The organism is Nocardia brasiliensis (genome assembly GCF_011801125.1).
GTDB classification, from domain to species: domain Bacteria; phylum Actinomycetota; class Actinomycetes; order Mycobacteriales; family Mycobacteriaceae; genus Nocardia; species Nocardia brasiliensis_C.
The window spans coordinates 2,065,886-2,089,985 of the sequence record NZ_CP046171.1 but is presented as its reverse complement, the minus strand read 5'-3'; the positions used below and the strand labels follow the sequence as shown (position 1 = coordinate 2,089,985).

20 protein-coding genes are annotated in these 24,100 nt (G+C 68.5%); 6 read left to right on the top strand and 14 right to left on the bottom strand.

Annotation, left to right across the window (positions count from 1 at the left end):
• Window positions 1-175 precede the first annotated feature (175 nt).
• From F5X71_RS09350 to F5X71_RS37590, 6 genes are all read right to left on the bottom strand, one after another.
• On the bottom strand, window positions 176-1,387 hold the full coding sequence (locus tag F5X71_RS09350) for an Hsp70 family protein (protein ID WP_167461586.1): 1,212 nt from the start codon (window positions 1,385-1,387) through the stop codon (window positions 176-178).
• A 532-nt stretch (window positions 1,388-1,919) separates the two neighbouring features.
• Window positions 1,920-2,915 (bottom strand): sulfate/molybdate ABC transporter ATP-binding protein, encoded by a 996-nt coding sequence (locus tag F5X71_RS09345; protein WP_167461585.1) that lies wholly within the window; start codon window positions 2,913-2,915, stop codon window positions 1,920-1,922.
• Window positions 2,912-3,718, bottom strand: coding sequence for a sulfate ABC transporter permease subunit CysW (gene cysW, locus F5X71_RS09340; RefSeq protein WP_167461584.1), 807 nt, complete (start codon window positions 3,716-3,718; stop codon window positions 2,912-2,914). Before cysW ends, F5X71_RS09345 begins: the two co-directional genes overlap by 4 nt.
• A 31-nt stretch (window positions 3,719-3,749) precedes the next feature.
• Window positions 3,750-4,604 (bottom strand): sulfate ABC transporter permease subunit CysT, encoded by an 855-nt coding sequence (cysT, locus tag F5X71_RS09335; protein WP_428981482.1) that lies wholly within the window; start codon window positions 4,602-4,604, stop codon window positions 3,750-3,752.
• Between the two features lie 69 nt (window positions 4,605-4,673).
• On the bottom strand, window positions 4,674-5,720 hold the full coding sequence (locus tag F5X71_RS09330) for a sulfate ABC transporter substrate-binding protein (protein ID WP_167461583.1): 1,047 nt from the start codon (window positions 5,718-5,720) through the stop codon (window positions 4,674-4,676).
• Between the two features lie 202 nt (window positions 5,721-5,922).
• Window positions 5,923-6,012: an Ms4533A family Cys-rich leader peptide gene (locus tag F5X71_RS37590; RefSeq protein ID WP_342803764.1), complete on the bottom strand. Its 90-nt coding sequence runs from the start codon at window positions 6,010-6,012 to the stop codon at window positions 5,923-5,925.
• A 71-nt stretch (window positions 6,013-6,083) separates the two neighbouring features.
• Here F5X71_RS37590 and F5X71_RS09325 point away from each other — a divergent pair, with 71 nt between their 5' ends.
• A complete protein-coding gene (locus F5X71_RS09325) occupies window positions 6,084-7,145 on the top strand; it encodes a M48 family metallopeptidase (protein WP_167461582.1) in 1,062 nt (353 codons plus the stop codon).
• 149 nt (window positions 7,146-7,294) lie between these two features.
• On the opposite strand, the gene F5X71_RS09320 is transcribed toward F5X71_RS09325, so the two are convergent.
• The gene (locus F5X71_RS09320) at window positions 7,295-7,582 is read right to left on the bottom strand and encodes a hypothetical protein (RefSeq protein ID WP_167461581.1); all 288 of its coding nucleotides are present in this window, start codon (window positions 7,580-7,582) and stop codon (window positions 7,295-7,297) included.
• 273 nt (window positions 7,583-7,855) lie between these two features.
• Between F5X71_RS09320 and F5X71_RS09315 the strand changes: the two genes are divergently transcribed.
• Window positions 7,856-9,841 carry a glycoside hydrolase family 15 protein gene (locus F5X71_RS09315; protein ID WP_167461580.1) on the top strand — a complete coding sequence of 662 codons (1,986 nt, stop codon included), beginning with the start codon at window positions 7,856-7,858 and terminating at the stop codon, window positions 9,839-9,841.
• A gap of 8 nt (window positions 9,842-9,849) precedes the next feature.
• Here the strand turns inward: F5X71_RS09315 and F5X71_RS09310 are convergent, their stop codons facing one another.
• Window positions 9,850-11,655 carry a dynamin family protein gene (locus F5X71_RS09310; RefSeq protein ID WP_167461579.1) on the bottom strand — a complete coding sequence of 602 codons (1,806 nt, stop codon included), beginning with the start codon at window positions 11,653-11,655 and terminating at the stop codon, window positions 9,850-9,852.
• Between the two features lie 55 nt (window positions 11,656-11,710).
• The gene (locus F5X71_RS09305; protein WP_167461578.1) at window positions 11,711-13,921 is read right to left on the bottom strand and encodes a hypothetical protein; all 2,211 of its coding nucleotides are present in this window, start codon (window positions 13,919-13,921) and stop codon (window positions 11,711-11,713) included.
• A 381-nt stretch (window positions 13,922-14,302) separates the two neighbouring features.
• Here F5X71_RS09305 and F5X71_RS09300 point away from each other — a divergent pair, with 381 nt between their 5' ends.
• Genes F5X71_RS09300 through F5X71_RS09290 form a run of 3 tightly spaced genes read left to right on the top strand, consistent with a single transcriptional unit; the run spans window position 14,303 to window position 16,745 of the window.
• Window positions 14,303-14,698: a hypothetical protein gene (locus F5X71_RS09300; RefSeq protein ID WP_167461577.1), complete on the top strand. Its 396-nt coding sequence runs from the start codon at window positions 14,303-14,305 to the stop codon at window positions 14,696-14,698.
• 23 nt (window positions 14,699-14,721) lie between these two features.
• A complete protein-coding gene (locus F5X71_RS09295; protein ID WP_167461576.1) occupies window positions 14,722-15,414 on the top strand; it encodes a response regulator transcription factor in 693 nt (230 codons plus the stop codon).
• Window positions 15,411-16,745 (top strand): sensor histidine kinase, encoded by a 1,335-nt coding sequence (locus F5X71_RS09290; RefSeq protein ID WP_167461575.1) that lies wholly within the window; start codon window positions 15,411-15,413, stop codon window positions 16,743-16,745. Before F5X71_RS09295 ends, F5X71_RS09290 begins: the two co-directional genes overlap by 4 nt.
• A 2-nt stretch (window positions 16,746-16,747) precedes the next feature.
• On the opposite strand, the gene lepA is transcribed toward F5X71_RS09290, so the two are convergent.
• On the bottom strand, window positions 16,748-18,610 hold the full coding sequence (lepA, locus tag F5X71_RS09285) for a translation elongation factor 4 (RefSeq protein ID WP_167461574.1): 1,863 nt from the start codon (window positions 18,608-18,610) through the stop codon (window positions 16,748-16,750).
• A gap of 406 nt (window positions 18,611-19,016) precedes the next feature.
• Here lepA and F5X71_RS09280 point away from each other — a divergent pair, with 406 nt between their 5' ends.
• Entirely contained in the window at window positions 19,017-19,568 is a 552-nt protein-coding gene (locus F5X71_RS09280) for a type II toxin-antitoxin system PemK/MazF family toxin (RefSeq protein WP_167461573.1), read from the top strand.
• Between the two features lie 21 nt (window positions 19,569-19,589).
• Here the strand turns inward: F5X71_RS09280 and F5X71_RS09275 are convergent, their stop codons facing one another.
• The 4 genes from F5X71_RS09275 to F5X71_RS09260 form a co-directional block, all read right to left on the bottom strand.
• The gene (locus F5X71_RS09275; protein ID WP_167461572.1) at window positions 19,590-20,378 is read right to left on the bottom strand and encodes an aquaporin; all 789 of its coding nucleotides are present in this window, start codon (window positions 20,376-20,378) and stop codon (window positions 19,590-19,592) included.
• A gap of 162 nt (window positions 20,379-20,540) precedes the next feature.
• The gene (locus F5X71_RS09270) at window positions 20,541-21,383 is read right to left on the bottom strand and encodes a transglutaminase family protein (protein WP_167461571.1); all 843 of its coding nucleotides are present in this window, start codon (window positions 21,381-21,383) and stop codon (window positions 20,541-20,543) included.
• Window positions 21,380-22,351 (bottom strand): alpha-E domain-containing protein, encoded by a 972-nt coding sequence (locus tag F5X71_RS09265; RefSeq protein WP_167466331.1) that lies wholly within the window; start codon window positions 22,349-22,351, stop codon window positions 21,380-21,382. The genes F5X71_RS09270 and F5X71_RS09265 overlap by 4 nt, the downstream gene beginning before the upstream one ends.
• Window positions 22,351-24,018 carry a circularly permuted type 2 ATP-grasp protein gene (locus tag F5X71_RS09260; protein WP_167466330.1) on the bottom strand — a complete coding sequence of 556 codons (1,668 nt, stop codon included), beginning with the start codon at window positions 24,016-24,018 and terminating at the stop codon, window positions 22,351-22,353. The genes F5X71_RS09265 and F5X71_RS09260 overlap by 1 nt, the downstream gene beginning before the upstream one ends.
• Window positions 24,019-24,100 lie beyond the last annotated feature (82 nt).

The window sequence follows — 24,100 nt, the reverse complement described above, 5'->3', positions numbered from 1 at the left end:
GTCACGTCAACCCGGGGACACGTTCCATTCCGGTAGAGCTGGGCAAATGATCAGGAGGAAATGGTGGCGGCGTCGCCCGAGAGCCCGCCGCCACCATTTCCCCCTCGATGAGAAAAGCGGCGTACGCGGTGGCGATCGCCCTCGTCACGATCACCACCGGGTACGCCGCCCGCGGTCAGCGCAGCGTTGTCAGTTGCACCATCCCCACGATCACCCCGTCGGCGGGCAAGGCGAGCGCCATGCCGACGCCCGCGAGCGACAGCCCCGCTGCCACCGCCACCCTGGTCAGCCTGCGCCTCGTCCGCTGCGAGAACACCATCGCCCTGGTGGCCGCCCGTCGATGCGCGCCCCCGCCGCGCCGCTTGCCGTGGTGCTTGCCCGCCGACTCCTCGGCGGCGACCGCCGCCCGCCTGCCGATGATCGCCGCCCCGTCCGCGATGGTCCGTTCCGGGTCGGGGGCCGCGATGACCGGCCTGGCCAGCTCGTCGGCCAGGACCTGGGCCACCTCGATCGGCCGGGCCGCGCCGCCGACCACGAGCACGCAGTCGACATCGGCCATAGTGACGTCGGCGATGCGCAGGCACTTGTAGACCAGTTCCAGCGAGGCCCGCACATGCCTGGTGCGTAACTCGTCGGCCGTGGTGCCCGCGACCGATCCCGAGATGGAGTCCGACGGCAATCCGTGCCCGGCCCGCGAGGCGACCAGCGCGCCGAAGGCCCGGCCGCCGAACTCGGACGAGCGCAACGACTCGCCGACGATCGGGTTCCGCGGACATCCGGCGCCGACCCGGACCAGCGTGACATCGAGACTGGCCCCGCCCAGGTCGTAGACCAGCGCGAGACCGGGCATGAGCGGGCCGCGGTCAGCCTCGAGCCAGGTCGCCGCGGCGACCGGCTCGGCGATCAGCTCGACATGTTCGAGCCCGACCGCGTCGAGTGCCGCGCGCAGCTCGCCGACGTGCGCGTCGGTGTAGCGCGCCGGGTGGGTCAGCGCGATGCCGACCCCGTGGCCCGCGTCGCGCTGTTGCGTCGGCAGCGCCTCGGTGATGAGACATTCGGCCACCACCGCGACCAGATCGGCGGGCGCGAGCGCCCGGTGCCCGACCCGCGCCGATACGACGGAACGCTGCGAGATATCAGCGAATTCGGTGATCGCGCGACCGTGCCGCGGAATCATGCCGACCCGGGCCAGGCCGGTGCTGTCGAAGGTGAGTGTGGTGCGGCGGGTGAGGGATTGGGGACGCTGCGGCGCCCGACGGCCCGGCGGAGCCTGCGGCGAGGGCAGCTGGCGCAACCAGCGGGGCGGGTGGGCGCCGCTCGAACCCTCCTGTGCCAGAGCGGAAACCGTGTTCACCGTGCCGATGCTCAAACCCAGACCAACCGCCATCGCAAGCCACCTGATCGCCGAGCCGATTTGCTTCGAACTCCGTCCACGCAACCACTCCGCGACCCACCTGCCAACCACCGGACACCCTATTGTCCGCCGCCCGCCTGTTCTGAAACCGATTGCATAGCACAACGATCAGACCTGGTCACCCGCCCTGTAGTGCGGCAATCGGGCCGACGGCCGGATATCACTGCGACACGCCGACATTCGTCCGTGTCCCGTCTCGGTTGCCACGCGCGGCAACACCGACCAGGTGTCCGGCTCCGCTCCCGGATACCCGCCCTCACATGCGGTGATAGCCCCTAACAATCTCCATTCGCCGGACACGCGGGTCGCGACGCGCGATACTGCGCGGACTCGCCGGGACGACACGCTGACGCCGCCGGCCGATCGCGCGCGGCGGCGGCCGGATCGGTCCGCCACCGCAACTCCGGACCGGACAATGCGACGACATTTCGGTGCCGCGGGTCGGCGGATAGCTTTGCGCCGGCGCAAGATCAGCAACGAACCAGCAGCCGATCCGTGCGCCGGGTCACTGCGCGGGCAACTCCGGAATCCGGGTGGCCCTGGCGTAGACCGTCTCCCCGTCCGCGAGCCGCAGCGCCTCCGCGTCACCGCGAGTCACCTGGGCGGCGAACAGGTCACCGGTGGCGGCGTTGCGCAACTCCACCCGCACCTCGAACCCGAGGTGCACCACCCGCTCGACCGTCGCCCTGGTGACACCGGCGGACTCCGCGGTGCCCTCGTGCTCGGCCAGCGCCATGGTCGGCTCGCGACCGACCCGAATGTCGTGCGGGCGCACCAGATGTCCGTTCAGCCGGGCCACCGCGCCGAGGAACGACATCACGAACTCGTTGGCCGGGCGGTCGTAAACGTCCTCCGGCGAACCGATTTGCTCGATCCGCCCCTTGTTCATCACCGCGATGCGGTCGGCCACGTCGAGGGCCTCCTCCTGGTCGTGGGTGACCAGCACGGTGGTGACGTGCACCTCCTCGTGCAACCTGCGCAGCCAAGTACGCAGGTCCGCACGGACTTTCGCGTCCAGCGCGCCGAACGGCTCGTCGAGCAAAAGCACCTGGGGATCGACCGCGAGCGCACGGGCCAGGGCCATGCGCTGGCGCTGACCACCCGACAGCTGAGCCGGGTAGCGATGCTGGAAGCCGTCGAGTCCGACGATGCCGAGCAATTCGTCCACCCGCTTGGCGATCTCGGCCTTTGGCCGCTTGCGGATCTTCAGGCCGAACGCCACGTTGTCCCGCACGGTCATGTGCTTGAACGCGGCGTAATGCTGGAATACGAAACCGATGTCGCGCTTCTGCGGCGGCACCCGGGTGACGTCGTTGCCCGCGATCACCACGATGCCGGAGTCGAGCGACTCCAGCCCCGCGATCGAGCGCAGCAGCGTGGACTTGCCCGAACCCGACGGCCCGAGCAGGGCCGTCAGCTCGCCGGACGGGATATCGATGGTGACGTCGTCGAGCGCGGCGAACGAACCGTAGTTCTTCTTCGCGTTGGTCACGGTGATCATTTGGCGCCCCGCTTGCGTTCGAGGAGGGTCATCAACAGGAGTGTCACGAGCGCGAGGCCCATCAACAGGGTGGCGGCCGAGTAGGCGCCGAAGGTGTTGTGGTCGTTGATGTATCGACCGTGCACCAGCAGCGTCAGGGTCTGCGACTTACCGGGCAGCGCGGAGGAAACCATGATCACCGCGCCGAACTCGCCGAGTGCGCGGGCCACGGTGAGCACCACGCCGTAGGTGAGGCCCCATCGGATGGCGGGCAGGGTGATCCGCCAGAACGTCTGCCAGCGCGTGGCGCCCAGGGTGGCGGCCGCCTGCTCTTGTTCGTCGCCGATCTCGTGCAGCACCGGTTCGACCTCGCGCACCACGAACGGCAGCGTGACGAAGATGGTGGCGATCACCATGCCGGGCAGATTGAAGATCACCTTGAGGCCGACGTCCTCCAGGCCGCCGAACCAGCCGCCCGCGCCCCACAGCAGGATCAGCGCGACACCGACCACCACCGGCGACACCGCGAACGGCAGATCGACGATGCCCTGGATCAGGGTGCGCCCCGGGAACTTTCCGCGCACCAGCGCGATCGCGGTGACGATGCCGAAGATGACGTTCACCGGGACCACGATCGCCACGATGATCATCGACAGTTGGAACGCCGAGATGGCCGCGGGCGTGGTGATCGAATCGATGAACGCGCCGATGCCCTTTTCGAAGGTGCGATACAGGATGATCACCAGCGGCAAGACCAGCAAGACCGCCAGGTAGCCGAGTGCCACCACCCGCAGTGGAATCCGGGTCCACGCCGAGAGTTTCACCGTGTTCTCCTCTGCTGCGACGCCCCGCTGTTCACCGCGACTCCTGCTCTTTGCGGACGCTGCGCTCGGCGAGCAGCCGCAGCAGCAGCAACGTCGCGAACGAGATGACCAGCAGGGCAACCGAAACCGCTGCGGCGTTGACCGGCCGGTCGATCTCGATCTGCTTCTGGATGTACTGCGAGGCCATTTCGGTCTTGCGCGGGATGGCGCCGCCGATCAGCACCACCGAGCCGTACTCGCCGATGGCGCGGGCGAAGGCGAGGCCGCCGCCGGAGATGATCGCGGGGGCCAGCGTCGGTAAGACGATGCGGCGGAACGTGGTCCAGTTGTTCGCACCCAGCGACAGTGCCGCCTGTTCCACCTCCCGGTCGGCCTCGATCAGCACCGGCTGCACCGAGCGCACCACGAACGGCAGCGTGACGAACGCCAGCGCCACGATGAGGCCGGGCTGAGTCGCGTTGAGGTGGATATCGATCGGACTCTGCGGCCCGTACAGCGACAGCAGCACGATGCTGGCCACGATGGTCGGCAACGCGAACGGCAGATCGATCAACGCGTTGACAATGCTCTTGCCGGGGAACTCGTCGCGCACCAGTACCCAGGCGATGAGCGTGCCCATCACCACGTTGAGCACCGCGACCACCACCGAGACGAACACGGTGATCCGCAACGAGTCCAGCGCCGCCGGCGCGGTGACCGCGCTCCAGAAGCCGGACCAGCCCTCCTCGAACGACGCGACGGTGAGCGCGGCCAGGGGCAGCAACACGATGATGCTGAGCCAGAGCACCGCGGTGGCGATGCCGAGCGGCCCCACCGAGCCGGTCACGCGCAGCCACGACCAGTTGACCCGCCCGGCCGGGCTCACCTTCTGGGAACCGCCGGGCACGGGGGTGTGCCCGTCCCCGGCGGTGCTGCTGTCAGTCACAGTTGTCCAGTATCCGTCCGTTCCGCCCGGTTACTTGGTCGCCTTGTCGTAGATCACGGCGACGGAACCGGTGTTCGGGGTGAACAGTTCTTTGTCTACGGCTTTCCACCCGCCCAGGTCGGCGATGGTCCACAGCTGCCGCGGGGTCGGGAAGTCCTCGGCGAACTCGGCCGCCACCTTCGGGTCGACCGGGCGGAAACCGGCACTGGCCCAAGCCTTCTGCGCTTCGGCGGTGTACAGGAAGTCGCGGAAGGCGACGGCCTTCTCCTTGTGCTTGCTCGACTCGAGCACCGCGACCGGGTTCTCGATCTTGAACGTCACCGGCGGCACGAAGTGCTCGATCTGGTCGCCGTTGCGCTCGGAGAACAGCGCCTCGTTCTCGTAGCTGAGCAGCACGTCACCGGTGCCCTGCAGGAACGTCTCGGTGGCCTCCCTGCCCGACTTGGGCTGCACCTTCACGTGCTCCTTGGACACCAGCTGGCTCAGGTAGTCCAGGCCGGCCTGCGGGTTCTTGCCGCCTTCTGACTTGGCCGCGTAGGGCGCGAGCAGGTTCCACTTGGCCGAGCCCGAGCTGAACGGGTTCGGGGTGACCACCTCGATACCCGGCTTCAACAGGTCGTCCCAGTCCTTGATGCCCTTCGGGTTGCCCTTGCGGACCACGATCGCGACGACCGAACCGAACGGAATTCCCTTGGTGGCGTCGGCATTCCAGTTCGCGTCGACCAGACCGGCATCGACAAGGCGGGTGATGTCGGGCTCCACCGAGAAGCTCACGACGTCGGCTTCGGCGCCGTCCTTGACCTTGCGGGACTGATCGCCCGAAGCGCCGTAGGAACCGTTGACGACGACGTTCTTCCCCTGCTCGGTCTTGTTGAACTCCGGCACGACCTTGTCGAAACCGGGCTTGGGCACCGCGTAGGCGTAGAGGTTGAGGGTGCCACCGCTGCCGTCGGCGCCGCTGCCACCGACCGTGTCACTGGCGCCGCCACCGCACGCGGTGAGCACGACCGCCGCGGCGGAGGTGACGGCGATGGAGACGGCGCTACGGCGGGAGAACAGCCGGGATTTGCGAGACATTTCGGGTGGACCTTTCCTACTGGCTGCCGACTCGGGGCGTCGAGTGGCACAGACATGCTGGTAGATCGGTAGACCTGTCGCCGGAATTATGCGGCAATGGCGTGACTGTCGGCCGCAAGGCCGCCGGGGGTTCGGGTACGTCTGCGAAAAAGTTGCACGCCAGTCTACGAAGTAGGGACGCGCAGCCGTGCCCGGTCGCCGATCAGCGACAGAGAATGTCGGCGACCGCGAGGTTGCCGACCGCGATCAACGCCAATTCATGGCGGACCGGCGGGACGACACTCGAAGACACGGGCAGACTGTAGCAGAGCATCTTGTGTTAGTTCGAATTACAGAGTTCCAGGAAGAGGGGGGTTTCATCCCATGACTACCAGCCCGGATCGGGTCCGCGCGCGGTTTCCCGGCATCAGCACCCGCGCGTGGGAACACCCCGCCGATCGCACCGCCCTGGTCACATTGCGCACGCTGTCCGGCTTCGACGCCATCCTGCGGACCCTGTCGGGTTTGCTGCAAGAACGCCAGCACCGGCTGATGTACCTCGCGACGGCCGTGCGGGTGGACGAACGGCAGTTCCGGTCCCTGCATCAACTGCGTGCGGACTGCGTCCAGGTGCTGGACGCGCGCACCACGCCGGAGATGTTCGTGCTGCAGAGCCCGCAGGTCAACGCCTTCACCATCGGCATGGACCAGCCGTTCATCGTGCTCACCACCGGTCTGATCGACCTGATGGACGCCGAGGAGCTGCGTTTCATCGTCGGCCACGAGCTCGGCCACGCGCTGTCCGGCCACGCGGTGTATCGCACCATGCTCATGCATTTGCTGCGGATCTCGGCCGGTTTCGGCTGGGTGCCGGTGGGTGGCTGGGCGTTGCGCGCGATCGTCGCGGCACTGATGGAGTGGAGCCGCAAATCCGAGCTGTCCGGCGACCGGGCCGGGCTGCTGTGTGTGCAGGACGTCGACACGTCGGTGCGCGTGCACATGAAGACCGCGGGCGGCACCTGGATCAAGGAGATGAACCACGGGGCCTTCCTCGCACAGGCCGACGACTACGAGCGCTCCGGCGACCTGCGCGACGGCGTGCTGAAGCTGCTCAACCTGGAACTGCAGAGCCACCCGTTCTCCGTGCTGCGCGCCGCCGAGCTGCGCCGCTGGATCCAGAGCGGCGAGTACGACCGCATCCTCGCCGGCGATTACCCGCGCCGCGAACAGGACAAGAACGCGAGCATCGGCGGGGAGATCAAGGAAGCCGCGCGCACCTATCGCAACAACTTCGACCAGTCCGAGGACCCGCTGATCCGCACCGTGCGCAATCTCGGCCGGGACGTGGGCTCGGCGGTGAGCACGGTCGGTCAGGAGGTCGGCGACACGGTCTCCAAGATCGGCAAGCGGTTCAACGACTGGCGAGCGGGCGAGCGGGACAACTGACCCGACCGCGGTTCAGGAGCGGACGAGCCGGTCGAGGTGCGAACCGGCTCGAGCCGCGGCCGCCGATGGGCGTCAGCGGGTGAGGAACCAGGCGACTACTACCAGAACCAGCAGGGCGATCAGGGCCAGCTGGACGCGCGAACGTGGCATCAGCGGACGCCGCTCTGCACGGGCCTGCGCGGATCGCCGGGCAGCAGGACCGCGTCCGGATCGGCGGTCAGTGCGGCGGCGTCGGCGGGCACCCGCACCGCGGGCCCGTCGCCGTGTCCGCGGTCGAACATCCGCAGCGCCACCCGCAGGACCCGGTCCAGCGCGAAGGCGATGGCGAAGCAGATCGGGACCATGCCGACGAGCACGACCAGGAACTGCGGGATGAACGGGAGTCCCGCAACCCACAGCTCGAAGCTGTCCCACCAACCGGCGATGTGATGTACCACGAAGCCCAGCCTAGTGGTTCCACCTGAGAGACAAGCAAGCCTGATATCGCGGTGGGCGCGGGTGGCCGCGAAGCCCCTAGCGAGACCCGGCCCTGGCTCATGAGTACGGCCGGATGCCGCAGCGGTTCAGCTCGTCGCCCGGCAAGGCGGAGCAGGAGCCGATACCGGGGGTTGTATCGGGGACGACGACAACGCGGCCAGGCGGCGAGCTGGACCGTGACGGCGCCGGATCGGACTCATGAGCCAGGACCAGGGGCTTAGATACTGTTAGCTATGGCGTCCTCTGATGATCTGACCGTCGACGAACCGTACGACCTGCCGGTCCTCAGCCAGCTGACCGAGCCGCGGCACGGCGCCTTCCCGCCGATCGACGACTACGCGTTCCTGTCCGACTGCGAGACCAACTGCCTGATCGGCAACAACGGCGCGGTCGAGTGGATGTGTGTCCCCCGCCCGGATTCGCCGAGCATCTTCGGCGCGATGCTCGACCGCAGCGCCGGTCACTTCCGGATCGGCCCGTACGGCGTGAACGTGCCCGCCGCGCGGCGCTATCTACCGGGCGGCATGATCCTGGAGACCACCTGGCAGACCGAGACCGGCTGGCTGATCGTGCGCGACGCGCTGGTGCTCGGGCGCTGGCACAACAACGATCAGCGCTCCAAGACCCACCGGCGCACCCCGATGGACTGGGATGCCGAGCACATGCTGCTGCGCACGGTGAAATGCGTGAACGGCACCGTCGAACTGGAGATGAGCTGCGAGCCCTCGTTCGACTACCACCGCGCGACGGCCCGCTGGGAGTACACCGGCAAGGTCTACGAGGAGGCGACCGCGGTTCGCTCCGACGATCCGGCCGCGGGGCCGACGCTGGTACTCACCACCGATCTGCGCCTCGGGCTGGAGGGCAGAGAGGCCAGGGCCCGCACCCGCTTGCAGGAGGGCGACGAGGTCTTCGTCGCGCTGACCTGGTCGGAGCTGCCCGCCCCGAAGACGTATCAGGATGCGGCACAGAAGATGTGGCAGACCACCGAGTCCTGGCGGCAGTGGATCACCCTGGGCAACTTCCCGGATCACCCGTGGCGCAGCTACTTACAGCGCAGCGCGCTGACGCTCAAGGGCCTGACCTACGCGCCGACCGGCGCGCTGCTCGCCGCCGCGACCACCTCACTGCCGGAAACCCCCGGCGGGGAACGCAATTGGGACTATCGCTACACCTGGGTGCGAGATTCCAGTTTCGCGCTGTGGGGTCTGTACACCCTCGGGCTGGATCGGGAGGCCGACGACTTCTTCGCCTTCCTGCGCGACGCGACCACCGGCGAGAACGGCGATGCCGTTGCGCTGCAGGTGCTTTACGGGATCGGCGGCGAACGACAGATCACCGAGGACACCCTCGACCACCTGAGCGGCTATGACCGGGCGCGGCCGGTGCGGATCGGCAACGCCGCCTACGACCAGGATCAGCACGACATCTGGGGCACCATGCTCGACGCCGTGTATCTGCACGTGAAATCGCGCCAGCAGGTGCCGGAAACGTTGTGGCCGTTGCTGGAGCGTCAGGTGCGCGCGGCGATCGCGCACTGGCGCGAGCCCGACCGCGGCGTCTGGGAAGTGCGCGGCGAGCCACAGCATTTCACCTCGTCCAAGGTGATGTGCTGGGTCGCGCTGGACCGCGGCGCGAAGCTGGCCGAACTGCACGGCCAGATCGAGCACGCCACCGAGTGGTACACCATCGCCGACGAGATCAAGGAAGACATCCTCGCCAACGGGGTGAACAGCAACGGCGTCTTCACCCAGACCTACGGCGGCGACACCCTGGATGCCTCACTGCTGCTGGCGGTGCTGACCCGCTTCCTGCCGCCCGACGATCACCGGATCCGCGCCACCGTGCTCGCCATCGCCGACCGGCTCACCGAGAACGGACTGGTGCTGCGCTACCGCACCGAGACCACCGACGACGGATTGGCAGGCACCGAAGGCACTTTCACCATCTGCTCGTTCTGGCTGGTGTCCGCGCTGGTGGAGATCGGCGAGGTGCAACGGGCCAGGCACCTGTGCGAGCGGCTGCTCGGCTACGCCAGCCCACTGCAGCTCTACGCCGAGGAGATCGACCCGCGCAGCGGACGCCACCTCGGCAACTTCCCCCAGGCCTTCACCCACCTCGCCCTGATCAACGCCGTCACCCACGTGATCAGAGCCGAAGAGAACCGCCCCGCCAGCGGCTTCCAACCCGCCCACGTCCCAGCGAACCGCCCCGCCTGAGCGAGGGGTCAGGCGGGAGTGAGCCCGTCGGCTTGCTCCCGCAGTTCCCGGAGCTTGACGATCTGTTTGTCCAGGGCGGCGATGCGTTCGCCGCTGCGATCGCCGTATTTCTGGTAGGCGGCTTCGGCGAGGCGCAGGGCCTCGTCGGCCTGCTTGGCGACGTCGGTGGCGATCTCGGTGAAGTGGTCACGGAGCACACGCTGCATGGCGCGCAAGCGATTCCGGGATTCCTTGCTCACCTGGAAGATGACGTCGTCCATCAGCCGAGCGACCGCGACCTTGGCCTCGGCGCGGCGGCGGGTCTTGCGATTCTTGCGGTCGTCCCACAGCGCGTTGACGCCGAGCAGCACACCCGCCCCGGCCGAGTACCAGTTCACCAGCGACATGCCGAGCAGACTGGTGGCGAGACCGACCATCAGCACACCACCGTAGGAGCCGCGCAGACCCGACAGGAACGGCTCGGTCACACCGACTTTCGCGCTCTCCAGCGGCTCGAGCGGTTGCACCGGCTCCAACACCTCCGCCGGGTTGTCCAGGCGCATGTCCGGTAGCGGCGCAACGCGGTTGTCCGCCAAGAACTTCGAGGCGACCTGCTCGGATAGCTCGACCGAGCGATAGTGCGCCATCATGAAGTTCTCTTCGACCGCCTCGCAGATTCTCGCGTCGAGGTCGGTGCCGAATTCCTTCCAGCGCCGCGCCGGATCGTGCTGCATGATCTCGGCCTCCGCGTCACGCACCAGATTGCGTAACCGGTGCCGCAGATCGTGTTCGATATCGGCCATCAGCTCGGTGCTGCCGTCGACCAGGGTGACCTGCCAGTTGGCCGTGCGCTGACGCAGCTGATCGGCGTCGTCCCTGGCCCGGACCAGTTTGTCGGTGATCTCGGCGCGGCGGCGCGGATCGCGCAGCGACTCGACCTCGTTGCGCAGGGTCAGCGCGAGATGGTCGCTCACCAGGCGGATGTCCTGCACCGCGGCGTCCAGCGCGACGCTGTCCGCGCGCGTCACCACATAGTCGCGCAGGTGGTCGATCAGTTGCGGCACACCGGATTCGATGTCGCGCTGGTAGTTGCCGGACAACCCGGCCTGGCGGTGCAGTTCGGCCGAGACCGGGGCCACCGCGAAGCCGAGCCCCGCCGCGTCGAGCAGTTCCCGATTGCGCTGCTGGGTGTGCGACCAGTGGGAGAACTGGTCGATCTTGTTCAGCACGCAGATGACCGTGGGGCAGATCTGCTGGATGCGCTGCAGATACGCGATCTGGTCGGTGGTGAGTTCGGTGGCCGCGTTGCCGACGTAGAGCACGGCGTCGGCGGCGGCGATCATCGACCAGGTGGTGCTGTCCGCGCCGCCGCGCGTGCCGGGCGCGTCCATCACCACCACCCCGTCGGCCAGCAGCGGGCTCGGCTGGGTGAACTCGGCACGGATCACGCCGAACGCGGAGATGGCGGGGCCGGGATCGAGCGGGTCCACCGACTGGCGCTCGGTGCGTCCGTCGACCGAACGCACCAGTGTCGCAGTCGGTTCCGGCCCGTACTCGACGATGACGGGCACGCTCAGGTCACTGTCGGTGGCGCTGACCGATGCCCCGACGAGGCTGTTGACCAGGGTGCTCATCCCGTTCTTGGGCTCGCCGACCACGACCAACCGCACCCGGGGGTCGCTGACCCTGGCGCGGACCATGCTCAGGCGGCTGCCGAGGTCGTCACGTCCAGCGAAGCCGGCGATCTCCCGCAGTTCGTCGAGTATCCGGATCAGCGGCGCCATCGCGTCCGGGTGTTTCACCGTCGCGGCCTTCAGCCCGGCTGCGGTAGACAACCGTCCTCCTTACACTGGTTTGCTTTCGATCGGCACGGACACGCTGCGCTCCGGTTCAGAGCAACGTTATGTCCAGGCCACCGGGCACGACGTGGTGGGTCTCGGCCATCGTCGACTCCGGCATCAGCCCGCCGGAAAGACCGCCGCTCGCGGCGACCGTGAGCGGTGCGTGATCGGTGTAGGTCACGTGGTCGACGACCTGCACGTCCGCTTCCGGATAGTACGGGTGCCCCGCGCTGATCGGATCGGCGATGCCGTGCGGCTTCGGGTCGACGACCGGCGGCTTGTAGGTCGGCACCGGCGCCTGGGTCGGCGTCGGCGCGTGGAAGGTCGGCGGCAGATCGGCTGTCGGCACCGGCGCGCTGTGCGTCGGCACGTCATGGGTGGGGATGTCGTGCGTCGGCACCGTCGGCTCCGGCTGGGTCGCCGTCGGCACGTCACGGGTGGGCGCGGTGGGCTGGGTCGGCGCGGAAGGCTGCGTCGTCAGGTCGTCGGCACCGCCGCCCGCGCCGCTCGTCGGCGCGGTGGGTGCCGTGCCCGGCGTGGTCACGTCGTCGTCCGGGTCCGTGGTCGGGATCTGGGTCGTCGGCTGGGCACCCGTCGTCGGCTGCGACCCGGTGGTCGTCCCCGGCACCTTCGTGGTGGGGTCGGTGTGGCCGGTGCTCGGTGTCGGGTGCGACGTGCTCGGCACCGTCACGCCCGGCACCTTCGTGACGTCGGGGCTCGACGTCTTCGGCACCGTCGGCGTTGCCGCGTCGGACGGCACCACCGGCGTGGTCGGCACGGTCTTGGTGATGGTGGTCGGGGTGTTCGGCGTCGTCGTGGTCGTCACGTCGGTGGGGCGCGAATGATCAACCACGGGAGTGGGTTTCACCACCGGAGTCGGCCGCGCCTGCTCGAACAGGGCGGGCGTTGCGGCCGCGGGCGCGGTGAGCACCGACTGACCGGCCGTCGGGGTGCCGATCACATTCGCGATCGGCGTGCTGGCCGCGTCGGGCTGGATCGTGGTCTGCAACGGGGTCGCCACCACCGGCTGCACGGCGTTCGCCACCGGAGCGACGACCACCGGAGCCGCGACCGCGGGCGCGACGGCGACGGGCGCGACGGCGGTCGGTGCGACCGCGGCGACGACCGGTGCGGGGGCGGGTGCGGCAATCGGCGGCGGGGCGGCATGGGTGGTGACGACCGGCGCCGGTGCGGACGGGGCCGACCCGGCGGCGGCGGAGTGCGTTGTGGTGGAACCGCCGAGCGGCGTGGTGAGTCCGCCGACGACGCCGGGGTTCCCGTGATGGTTCGAATCGGTCGAGTCGTTCGCCGACCGCGAGCCGCCCGACTGCGCGGGCAGCGCACTGCCGAGCCAATCGGTGAAGTTGTCGAGTTGGTCGCCGACGTGGCCGACGCCGACATCGACCTTCATCTCGGAATTGAAGTAGATGCCGTTGGGGCCGATACCGAAATCGACCTGCCACGAGGTACCGACGAAAACGCCGAGGTTGTCACCGCCGACGCCGTCGAACGGGCCGTCGCCCGTTGGGGTTCCGGCCGATGGCGTGCCCGCGACCGGGTGCGCGCCGGGCAGCTCGAACGAGCCGGGCGCGACGAAGCCGTTGGTGCCGGGCAGGCCGAAACCGTGGCCTGCCTGACCGAGCCCGTGGCCGGGCAGCCCGAAGCCGTGGCCGCCGGGCAGATCGAGATCCTGATTCGGCGCGCCGCCGGGCAGCGGCAGTCCGCCGGACTGCGCGGTTTCCGTGCCGGGGATGCCGCCGAGGCCGGGCACCCCTTCGCCGGGCGCATCGCCGGGCAGACTCGGCAGGCCGAAACCTTGGCTGGATTCGGTTCCCGGCAGGCCGGGCAGGCCGGCGTCGGTGCCGTTGTAGTCACCGTGCAGGGACGGCAGCGGAAAGTTCGCGCCACTGCCCGTGCCGGGCAGGTCGAAACCGGAATTGCCGTGCGAGACCGGCAGATTCGGCGAGTTCTGCGGGTTGAGCGGGGCGGGCTCGATGACCGGGTCCGGAAAGGTGATCACCGGCGAGGGTGCACCGGAATCCGGGTCGCTGTTGTGCGCCCAGCCGGTGTTCAAGCTGTCCAGTCGGGAACCGGGCGCGGCCGGCACACCGCCGCCGTTCGCCGCGATCAGCGCGCCGCCGGTGACATACGCGCCCGCCCGCGCGACGCGCGCGACGCCGGTGGCCACTCGATAGGCGGTGTCACCCGTGCGCTCGGCTCCCTCGGTGGCGTCGTCATCGAAGGGCAGGTCACGCGTCATGAAAGCTCCATCTCGGGTTCCAACAGCCATCCTCACGCGTCCGGCCGGACCGAGTGAAGATCACCTAACACTATTTCGGGAAAACCCGACTGTCACTTTACCCAGGACTGTAGAGAGTCCAGCGGTGGCGAGCAACACAACCTTGCCATCCCCAAAAGCAGAGCGAAAGCCCTATTTCCAGTGGCTCGAACGAACCGGACGACGCTTGGGAAACCGGCGATGACCAGGTCCGACTCCGACGGTTCCAGACGGAAGGCAACAGCAGGTCCCGCAGACCTAAGAGTTCTCTAACAGTTACTCAACGGCCCGTGAAGATCCGGTCCTTACCGTCGATCTCGTCGAGCCGCCCGGTCGACAGGATCGAGTTGAAGGAGACCCCTCATGACCTCACTCATCGGACGCCGCGTCGCCGCCGTGCTCGGCGGGACCGCGCTCACCGCCGCCGTGGCCGCGGGCATGGCGGGCGCCGCGTCGGCACAGCCCGTGCGCCCGGCTGTCCCGGCGCCCGCACCCGGCACTCCGGTCGATCCCGGTCAGGTCGTCGTATGTCCCACGATCGATGACGGGCAGCCCATGGCCACCATCGACCCGGACGGACAGGTCGTGATCACCACCAACCCGGACGAAACAGCGCCGTGGGTGACCATCGAGCGGCAGGGTCCGGTCGACGCGGTGCCCGCCACCCCGCTCGACCCCGCCACACCGCTCGTACCCGAAACCAAGCCTCTGCCCACCGTGCCGCTCGAGCACGCGTGCGTCGCGGCAAGCACCCGTTGACCTGCCGGGACTACTGTTGATCCATGACCGGACACCGGATCTTGGTCGTGGACGACGAGGTTCGTGTGCTCGCGTCGCTGCGACGTGGGCTGGAACTCTCCGATTTCGAGGTGATCACCGCGAGCGACGGCGCCGAGGCGCTGACTATGTGCCGCACGGCAACGCCCGACGCCATGGTGTTGGACGTGAACATGCCGACGCTCGACGGTGAAGGCGTGGTCACCGCGTTGCGCGCGATGGGCAACGACATCCCGATCTGCGTGCTCAGCGCGCGCAGCGCCGTGACCGACCGCATCGCCTGCCTCGAACGCGGCGCCGACGACTACCTCACCAAACCCTTCGACCTCGGCGAGCTCGTCGCCCGGCTGCGCGCGCTGCTGCGCCGCCGCGGCGGCGCTCGCGAACCCGCCGGTGCGCCGGTGCGCGTCGGCCAGGTGCAGATCGACCTGGCCGGGCATCGCGTGCTGGCCGCGGGCACGCCCGTCGACCTGACCAAACGCGAATTCGAGGTGCTCGCCTTGCTCGCCGACCATCCGGGGATCGTGCTCGGCCGCGAACAGATCCTTTCCGCGGTATGGGGTTACGACTTTCCGACCGACACCAACGTGGTCGACGTCTTCGTCTCGTATCTGCGCCGCAAACTGGAGGCGCCCGGCGCGGACCGGGTGGTGCATACCGTGCGCGGTGTCGGATTCGTCCTGCGGGAGCAGCCGTGAAACGTTCACCCTCACTGCGGACCAGGGTGGCGGTGGTCTCCGGCGTCGTCGCCGCGCTCGTCGCGCTCACCCTCACCATCACCTTCGCCGCGCTGCTCAACGCGACCGGGGAACGCCAGCTGGACGAAACCGTGTCCTCGATGGCGGTCCGGGTCGCACCACCGCTGAAAGGCGTTCCGGCCGAAACACTCTCAGTCCCTGGATCGCCCCCGCCCGCCATGCCACCGGTGCCCGCACCCGAACGGGCGGGCCCCACCGCGTACGCGACCGAAACACCCGGCGCGGCAAGCGATGTCCCGGACGAGGCGATGCCCGTCCGGCGCGACGACCTGCCCTCCGATCTGGCGATCACCCGGGTCGACGGGTTGCCCGGCGTGCTCGTCTCGCTGGACCCGAACCGGGATGTCGTCGCCTCCGCTATCCACCGCAGCCAGCTCATCGGACTCGGCATCGGCGTGGCGGGCGCGCTCGTCGCCGCCGTACTCGGCTGGCTGCTGGCCGGTTACGCCGCGCGCCCGCTGCGCAGCCTGGCCACCGCCACCCACGGCATCGACACGCTCGAGGAGTTGCCGCCCCTGTCCGGCCGCGGCGCACGGGAATCCGAGGAACTCTCCGACGCCATCACCCGCATGCTGGCCCGGCTGGAAGCGGCCCACCACGCGACCAATCGCGCCTTGACCAGTGCCAGGGACTTCGCCGCCGTCTGCGCGCACGAGCTGCGCACCCCGCTCACCGCGCTGCGCACCGACCTGCAGGTGCTGGCCACCAAGGAGATTCCCGCCGCACAGCGCGGCGCGATCCTGTCCGAGGTGCTCTTCGCCGAACAGCAGATCGAGAACACGCTCACCGATCTGGAACGGCTCGCCGTCGGCGAACTCACCGAACCCGATGTCTTCGAGCCGTTCGATCTGTGCGAAACCCTCGATCGCGCAACCCAGGACGCGCAACGCCGCTACCCCGACGTCAGCATCGAACTCACCGAGTGCGAACCCGTCACGGTGACCGGCATTCCCGGCGGCGTCCTGCTCATCGTCACCAACGCCGTCGCGAACGCCGTGCAGCATGGGCAGGCCGACACCGTCGCCATCTCCGTGCGCGCCCGCGCCGACGACGTGGACATCCTGATCGACGACAACGGCTGCGGTATCCCGGAAGCCGTCTGCCCCAACGCTTTCGACCGCTTCGTCAAGGGCCCCGGCTCCCCCGGCTCCGGCCTCGGCCTCGCCCTGGTTCGCCAGCAAGCCGAACTCCACTCCGGCACCGCCGAACTCACCGAGAGCCCGCTGGGCGGCACCCGTCTCCGAGTGCGGATCGCACTCGGAAACGGCTGAGCCTACTTCTGGCCCTTCGGCTTGTCGGAGGCGGCGTCGGAGGACAGGGCGGCGACGAAGGCCTCCTGCGGAACGTCGACGCGGCCGATCGTCTTCATCCGCTTCTTGCCTTCCTTCTGCTTCTCCAGCAGCTTGCGCTTACGGCTGATGTCACCGCCGTAGCACTTGGCGAGCACGTCCTTGCGGATGGCGCGAATGTTCTCTCGCGCAATGATTTTCGAGCCGATGGCGGCCTGGATGGGCACCTCGAACTGCTGGCGCGGAATGAGCTCGCGCAGCTTGGTGGTCATCTTGTTGCCGTAGGCCTGCGCCGCGTCCTTGTGCACGATCGCGCTGAACGCGTCCACCGCCTCGCCCTGGAGCAGGATGTCCACCTTCACCAGCGAGGATTCCTGCACGCCCGACTCTTCGTAGTCGAGGCTGGCGTAGCCGCGGGTGCGTGACTTCAGCGAATCGAAGAAGTCGAAGATGATCTCGGCCATCGGCATGGTGTAGCGCAGCTCGACCCGGGTCTCGGACAGGTAGTCCATGCCGCCGAGTTCACCGCGGCGCCCCTGGCACAGCTCCATGATCGAGCCGATGAACTCGCTCGGCGAGATGACCGTGCACTTCACCACCGGCTCGTACACGTGCCGGACCTTGCCCTCCGGCCAGTACGACGGGTTGGTGACCACGTGCTCGCTGCCATCCTCCATCTGCACCGTGTAGACCACGTTGGGCGCGGTGGAGATCAGGTCCAGGTCGAATTCGCGTTGCAGGCGTTCGCGGGTGATCTCCATGTGCAGCAGACCGAGGAAGCCACAGCGGAAGCCGAACCCGAGCGCCACCGAGGTTTCCGGCTCGTAGGTCAGGGCGGCATCGTTGAGCTGGAGCTTGTCCAGCGCGTCACGCAGGTCGGGGTAATCGGAGCCGTCGACCGGGTACAGGCCGGAGTACACCATCGGGCGCGGCTCGCGGTACCCGGTGAGCGGCTCGGTGGCGCCGTTGCGCGCGGCCGTCACGGTGTCGCCGACCTTCGACTGGCGCACGTCTTTCACGCCGGTGATCAGGTAGCCCACCTCGCCGACGCCGAGGCCCTGGGTGGCCTTGGGCTCGGGCGAGACGATGCCCACCTCGAGCAGTTCGTGCTGCGCGCCGGTGGACATCATCTTGATCTTCTCGCGCGGGATGATCTTGCCGTCCACCACGCGCACGTAGGTGACCACGCCGCGGTAGGTGTCGTAGACCGAGTCGAAGATCATCGCGCGGGCCGGCGCGTCCGGGTCGCCGACCGGCGCGGGCACCTGCTTGATGACCGCGTCCAGCAGCTCGGGCACGCCGACACCGGTCTTGCCCGACACGCGCAGCACGTCGTCGGGCTCGCAGCCGATGATGTGCGCGATCTCGCTCGCGTAGCGGTCCGGGTCCGCGGCGGGCAAGTCGATCTTGTTGAGCACCGGGATGATCGTCAGATCCTTGTCCAGTGCCAGGTAGAGGTTGGCGAGGGTCTGCGCTTCGATGCCCTGGGCCGCGTCCACGAGCAGCACCGCGCCCTCGCACGCCTCCAGCGCGCGCGACACCTCGTAGGTGAAGTCGACGTGGCCAGGCGTGTCGATCAGGTGCAGCACGTAGTCGGTGCCGTCGACCTGCCACGGCAGGCGCACGTTCTGCGCCTTGATCGTGATGCCGCGCTCCCGCTCGATATCCATCCGGTCCAGATATTGGGCGCGCATCTGCCGGTCCTCGACCACTCCGGTCAGTTGCAGCATGCGATCGGCCAGCGTCGACTTGCCGTGATCGATGTGCGCGATGATGCAGAAGTTCCGGATCCGAGTCGGATCGGTGAACGTCGTATCGGCGAAGCTGGCGGGCACTCCACTCCTCATGGGTATCGGCAAACTGTCCTCTATCGTCCCATGAGCAGTGGGAAGGTCGCCTCGGCGGTGTACCGAACCACGTGGCACGGCAGCGCACGAGCTGATTTCACGGTCGCCGCAGCGCATTCCGGGGAACGTCGGTGGCCCATCGCAGAGTTAGGCCCATGCCGGGCCAACCGCTGAAAACCATCGAGATCGAGGGCTTCACCCCCGAGACCGTGAGCGCTCACACAGTCATGGCGTGAAGCTATGAATTGGGCATCGGCTCGGAGTCGGCTCGCCCCTGCTTACGCGGGCCTTCGCCCGGCCGACCGCTCTGCTCGGGTATCGCAAGCCCAGATCAGCACATCGGCAGCCGCACGACCGGTGGCCCGGCACAGATGAGAACGGGGCCGTCCGCCGTTATATTGCGAGGATGGCCCGTAGTTGGAACTCCCTCGGCAAGCAGCTCGGCATCATCGCGAAGGAGCAGGGTCCGAAGATCGTTCGGCAGCAGGGACCGAAGCTGGTGGAGCGGTTGGTCGGGTCGCTGGCGCAGCGGAAGACCCGGCCGGTGCGGGTGCGACCGACCGCGTCCACGCCGGTGCCGACGGCCGAGCGGGCGCGCCAGATCGTGTACTCGCCGCAGCTGGACGGGCGCGCGGACCCCGGCGAGATCGTGTGGACCTGGGTGCCCTACGAGGAGGACCCGAGCAACGGCAAGGATCGGCCGGTGCTGGTGGTCGGCCGCGACCATCGGACCTTGCTCGGCCTGATGTTGTCGTCGAAGGCCGACCGCGCCTTCGACCGCAACTGGGTCGGCATCGGCAGCGGCAGCTGGGATGCCGAGGGCAGGCCGAGCTGGGTCCGGCTGGACCGCGTGCTCGACGTGCCCGAGGACGGCATCCGCCGCGAGGGCGCCATCCTGCCGCGCAAGACCTTCGACCTGGTCGCTCACCGGCTCTGCGCCGAATACGCCTGGCACTGAGCCGGACTCGGCGAGCGCCCGTCAGGAGAGCAGGTTGCGGGAGCGGCCGAACAGCAGACCGTAGAGCAGGGCGCCGAGCGCACCGCCGATGAGCGGGAAGAGCACGAACGCCCACACCTGCCCCATGGCACCGTCCTGGTAGGGCGCGACGGCGAGGCTGCGGGCCGGGTTCACCGAGGTGTTGTCCACCGGGATCGAGATCAGGTGGATCACGGCCAGGGTGACGCCGATCGACAGGCCGGCCAGCGGCACGTCGGAGAGCTGATCGGTGGAGGCGAGCACCACGAAGACCAGCAGCGCGGTCAGCATCACCTCGATGATGATCATCGCGGCCATGCCGTAGCCGTTCTGCAGCACGACCTCGCCGAGCGGGCCGGTCTGTGCCGACGGGCTGTGCCGCCCCCAGCCGTTGGCGCCGAGCCCATCGGCCGCCCGATCGTAGGACGGCAGGTTCTTCGCCAGTGCGAACAGCACGAGTCCGGCGAGGAAGCCGCCGATCAGCTGCGCGATCCAGTAACCGGCCGCGGTGACCGCGCCGATCCGGCCGAGCAGCAGATGACCGAGGGTCACCGCGGGATTGACGTGGCAGCCCGAGATCGGGCCGATCGCGTACACCAGGAACAGCAGCGTGAGCCCGAAGGCGAGCGCCACACCGAGCGCGCCGACCCGGTCCCCCGCCAGCACCGCCGTTCCGACACCACCCATCACCAGCACGAAGGTGCCGAACGCCTCAGCCCCGAACTTCTTGGATTCGGGAATCGGGCCTAGTTCGGCGACTTCCTCGACCACTTCTTGAGCCGTTGGGGACATCTGTCAGCCCGCCTCTCCGCGTGTTCAGGTCATCCGAGTCACTGCCGCGAGATCTGGTCACAGGTCGTCGTCGACCGCGCCCTCGTACCGCCGGTAACCGGCACTACCAGCTCGAACGCTACGCGTCCCCGGCAAGGCCGACAACGATCTGGACAGCGTGTCTCAAGCCAGCCGCGTGATCTCGACGACCACCTCGAGATCGGTGGAGCCGCCGCCGGAGAAGATGCCTTTCAACGGGGGCACATCGGCGTAGTCCCGGCCGACGCCGACCGAGATGTGCTGCTCGTTGATCGCGATGTTGTTGGTCGGGTCGTAGCCCCACCACATGCCGGTCCACGCCTCGATCCAGGCGTGCGACTGGCCTGCGACCGTCACCCCGATCTCTGCGGCCGGGTCGGGATGCAGATAGCCGGAGACATAGCGGCTGGGAATGCCCATGCTGCGCAACAGGACCAGGGTCAGGTGCGCGTAATCCTGGCAGACGCCTTGCCGATCGGCGAACGCCTGCACCGCGGAGGTGTGCACCGAGGTGGTGCCCGCGAGATAGTTCATCTCGCGATGCACCCATTCGGCCGCGCGCACAACGGCTTTCGCGGGTGGCAGCCCCTTGGCGAGCTGGCGGGCGATGCCGGCGAGCTTGCGATCGGCGGGCACGAATCCGGTGGGCGCGAGCATCTCGTCGAAGCGGTCGGCGATGTGCCCGGCGCGCAACTCGTCCCAGTCCAGCTCTTCGGCCGGGCCCGCGAACGGCTCAGTTTCCACCACCGACGAGCCGGTGACCTCCAATTCGGTGTGCGGAGCGTGCAGGTCGAACGCGGTGACCGCGGTACCCCAGTAGTCGGTGTAGCGGTAGGAGCGGGTGGAGGGCACGGTCTCCACCCGATTGAGGATCACGTTCTGCCTGCTGTCGGCGCGCGGGGTCAGCCTCGCCTCGTTGAACGAGCGGGTGACGGGTGCGTCGTAGACATAACCGGTGGTGTGCACCACCCGAATGCGCCAGCTCATAGCTCCCCTTCGACCTGCACGTTGTCGTCTCGACTGCTACGCAGATCGGTCCACGCCACCCACGGGGCCGCGTGGAAGTACTGCAACGCGATCGCTTCACTCACTTCCCGGCAGGTCTTCTGCAGCGACAGCAGCCGAGTCTGCAGATCCTCCAAAAGCACACCGGGCGGCAAGAATTCGAGCTCGCTGCGTGCCCGGCCGAGTAGTCGCTGCGCCTCGTGCCTGGCACCGACCCGGCTGCTCGGGCGCTGATCCAGTTCCGCGAGGCAGCCTTCGGCAACCCGCACCGAATGGAACACCGAGCGCGGGAAAAGCCGGTCCAGCAGGATGAATTCGGCGACGAGGTTGGCGTCCAGCGCGCCGCGATGGGTGCGCAGGTAGGTGTCGTGCGCGCCCGCAGAGCGCAGCACGGTCACCCAGGCGGGCGAGGAAGTCCGGTCGCCGGCGCGCGAAAGCAGCAGCCGCACGGTCATATCGACGCGTTCGATGGAGCGGCCGAGCAGCAGGAAGCGGTAGCCGTCGTCGCGACTGAGCGTCGAATCCGACAGTCCGGCGAACATGGCGGCGCGGTCCTGCACGTAGTGGAAGAACTCGTGCGGCCCGAGACTGCGCGCCGCCTTCTCCGCGACCGCCAGTCCGATATAGGTGGCGTTCAGGCACTCCCACATCTCACTGGACGTGACTTCCCTTGCGCCCCTGGCATTCTCACGGGCATTGGCGATCGAGTCGATGATCGAGCCACCGTCGTGGCTGAACGCGACCAGATCGGTGACCGACCAGACGTCCAGCACGCCCTCCGGCGGCTCGATGCCGAGCACCCGCAGCAGCACTCGCGAGGTGCGGTCCGGGTCGACGGTCGCGTCTTCGAGCAGCTGATGCACCGCGACGTCGAGGATGCGCGCGGTGTCGTCGGCACGCTCGACGTAACGTCCTATCCAGTACAGGGATTCCGCGTTGCGGGCCAGCATCAGCGGGTCACCGTCCCTTGCCACCGGCACTGCGCGGGTCCGCGCCGCCATTGCCGCTGTTCCTGTTGTTGTTGCTGCTGTTGCTGATTCGCCTGCGCCGCGGTGAGATCGCGGCCCACTTCCCGCGAATCCGATTGCGGTGGATCGCTGACCAGCTCCGCGCCCGCGAGCTCCCGATCGGCGAGCGAGTCCCGGCCCGAGAGCACCCAGGTGTCCTTGCTACCGCCGCCCTGACTGGAATTGACCACCAGCGAACCATCGGGCAGCGCCACCCTGGTGAGCCCGCCGGGCAGCACCCAGACCTCGTCACCGTCGTTGACCGCGAACGGCCGCAGGTCGACGTGGCGCGGCACCAGCTCGTTGCCGATCTTGGTCGGCACCGTGGACAGCTGCACCACCGGCTGGGCCACCCAGCCGCGCGGGTCCGCCTTGATCCGCCTGCGCGCGGCCTCCAGTTCCCGCGGGGTGGCGTCGGGCCCGATCACGATGCCGTAGCCGCCCGACCCCTCGACCGGCTTGACCACCAGTTCCGCGATACGGTCGAGCACCTCCTCGCGCTCGGCGTCGAGCCAGCAGCGGTAGGTGTCGACGTTGGGCAACACCGGTTTCTCGTTGAGGTAGTACTCGATGATCGTCGGCACGTAGGCATAGATCAGCTTGTCGTCACCCACCCCGTTGCCCACCGCGCTGGAGATCACGACGTTGCCCGCCCGTGCGGCATTGAGCAGCCCCGCGACGCCGAGCACCGAATCCGGCCGGAAATGCATGGGATCGAGGAAGGTGTCGTCGATGCGCCGGTAAATCACGTCGACCTGCCGCTCCCCCGCCGTGGTGCGCATGTAGACGACGTTGTCGCGGCAGAACAGGTCGCGTCCCTCGACCAGTTCCACGCCCATCTGCCGGGCCAGCAGCGAATGCTCGAAGTACGCCGAGTTGTACACCCCGGGCGTCAGCACCACGACCGTCGGATCGGCCTCGTTCGGCGCGGCCGAGGCGCGCAACGCCGCGAGCAGGTGGCTCGGATAGTCGCCGACCGCGCGCACCCGGTGCGAGGAGAACAGATCCGGGAACACCCGCGCCATCGTGCGCCGGTTCTCCATCACGTAGGACACCCCGGACGGCGAACGCAGGTTGTCCTCGAGCACCCGGAAATCGCCGCGCTCGTCGCGGATGAGATCGATGCCCGCCACGTGGATCCGGACCCCGTTCGGCGGGATCAGGCCCGCCGCTTCGCGATGGAAGTGCTGACACGAGGTGACCAGCCGTTTCGGGATCACCTCGTCGCGCAGGATGTTCTGTTCGCCGTAGACGTCGGCGAGGAACAGCTCGAGGGCGACGACCCGCTGCTTGATGCCGCGCTCGAGCTTGGCCCATTCCGCGGCCGCGATCACCCGGGGCACCAGGTCCAGTGGGAACGGCCGTTCCTGCCCGGACAGCGAGAACGTGATGCCCTGGTCGATGAAGGCGCGGTCCAGCGCGGCCGAGCGGGCCGCCAGATCGGCGACGTCGATCGGGGCGAGGGCGGCGAACAGGCCCCTGTAGGGCTGGCGGACCCGGCCCGAGCCGTCGAACATCTCGTCGAACGCGGCGGCGTAGCGGCCGGGGCGATAACCCTCGAATAGCCCGGCGGGGGCGGCCTTGCCATTTCCGGCAGCCCGCCCTTGCATACCGACCGGTCCGGACGCGGTGGGTCGCACCGAACGTGACGCAGAGGCGGGAGTCATGCAAAAATCGTGCTACACGCAGCGG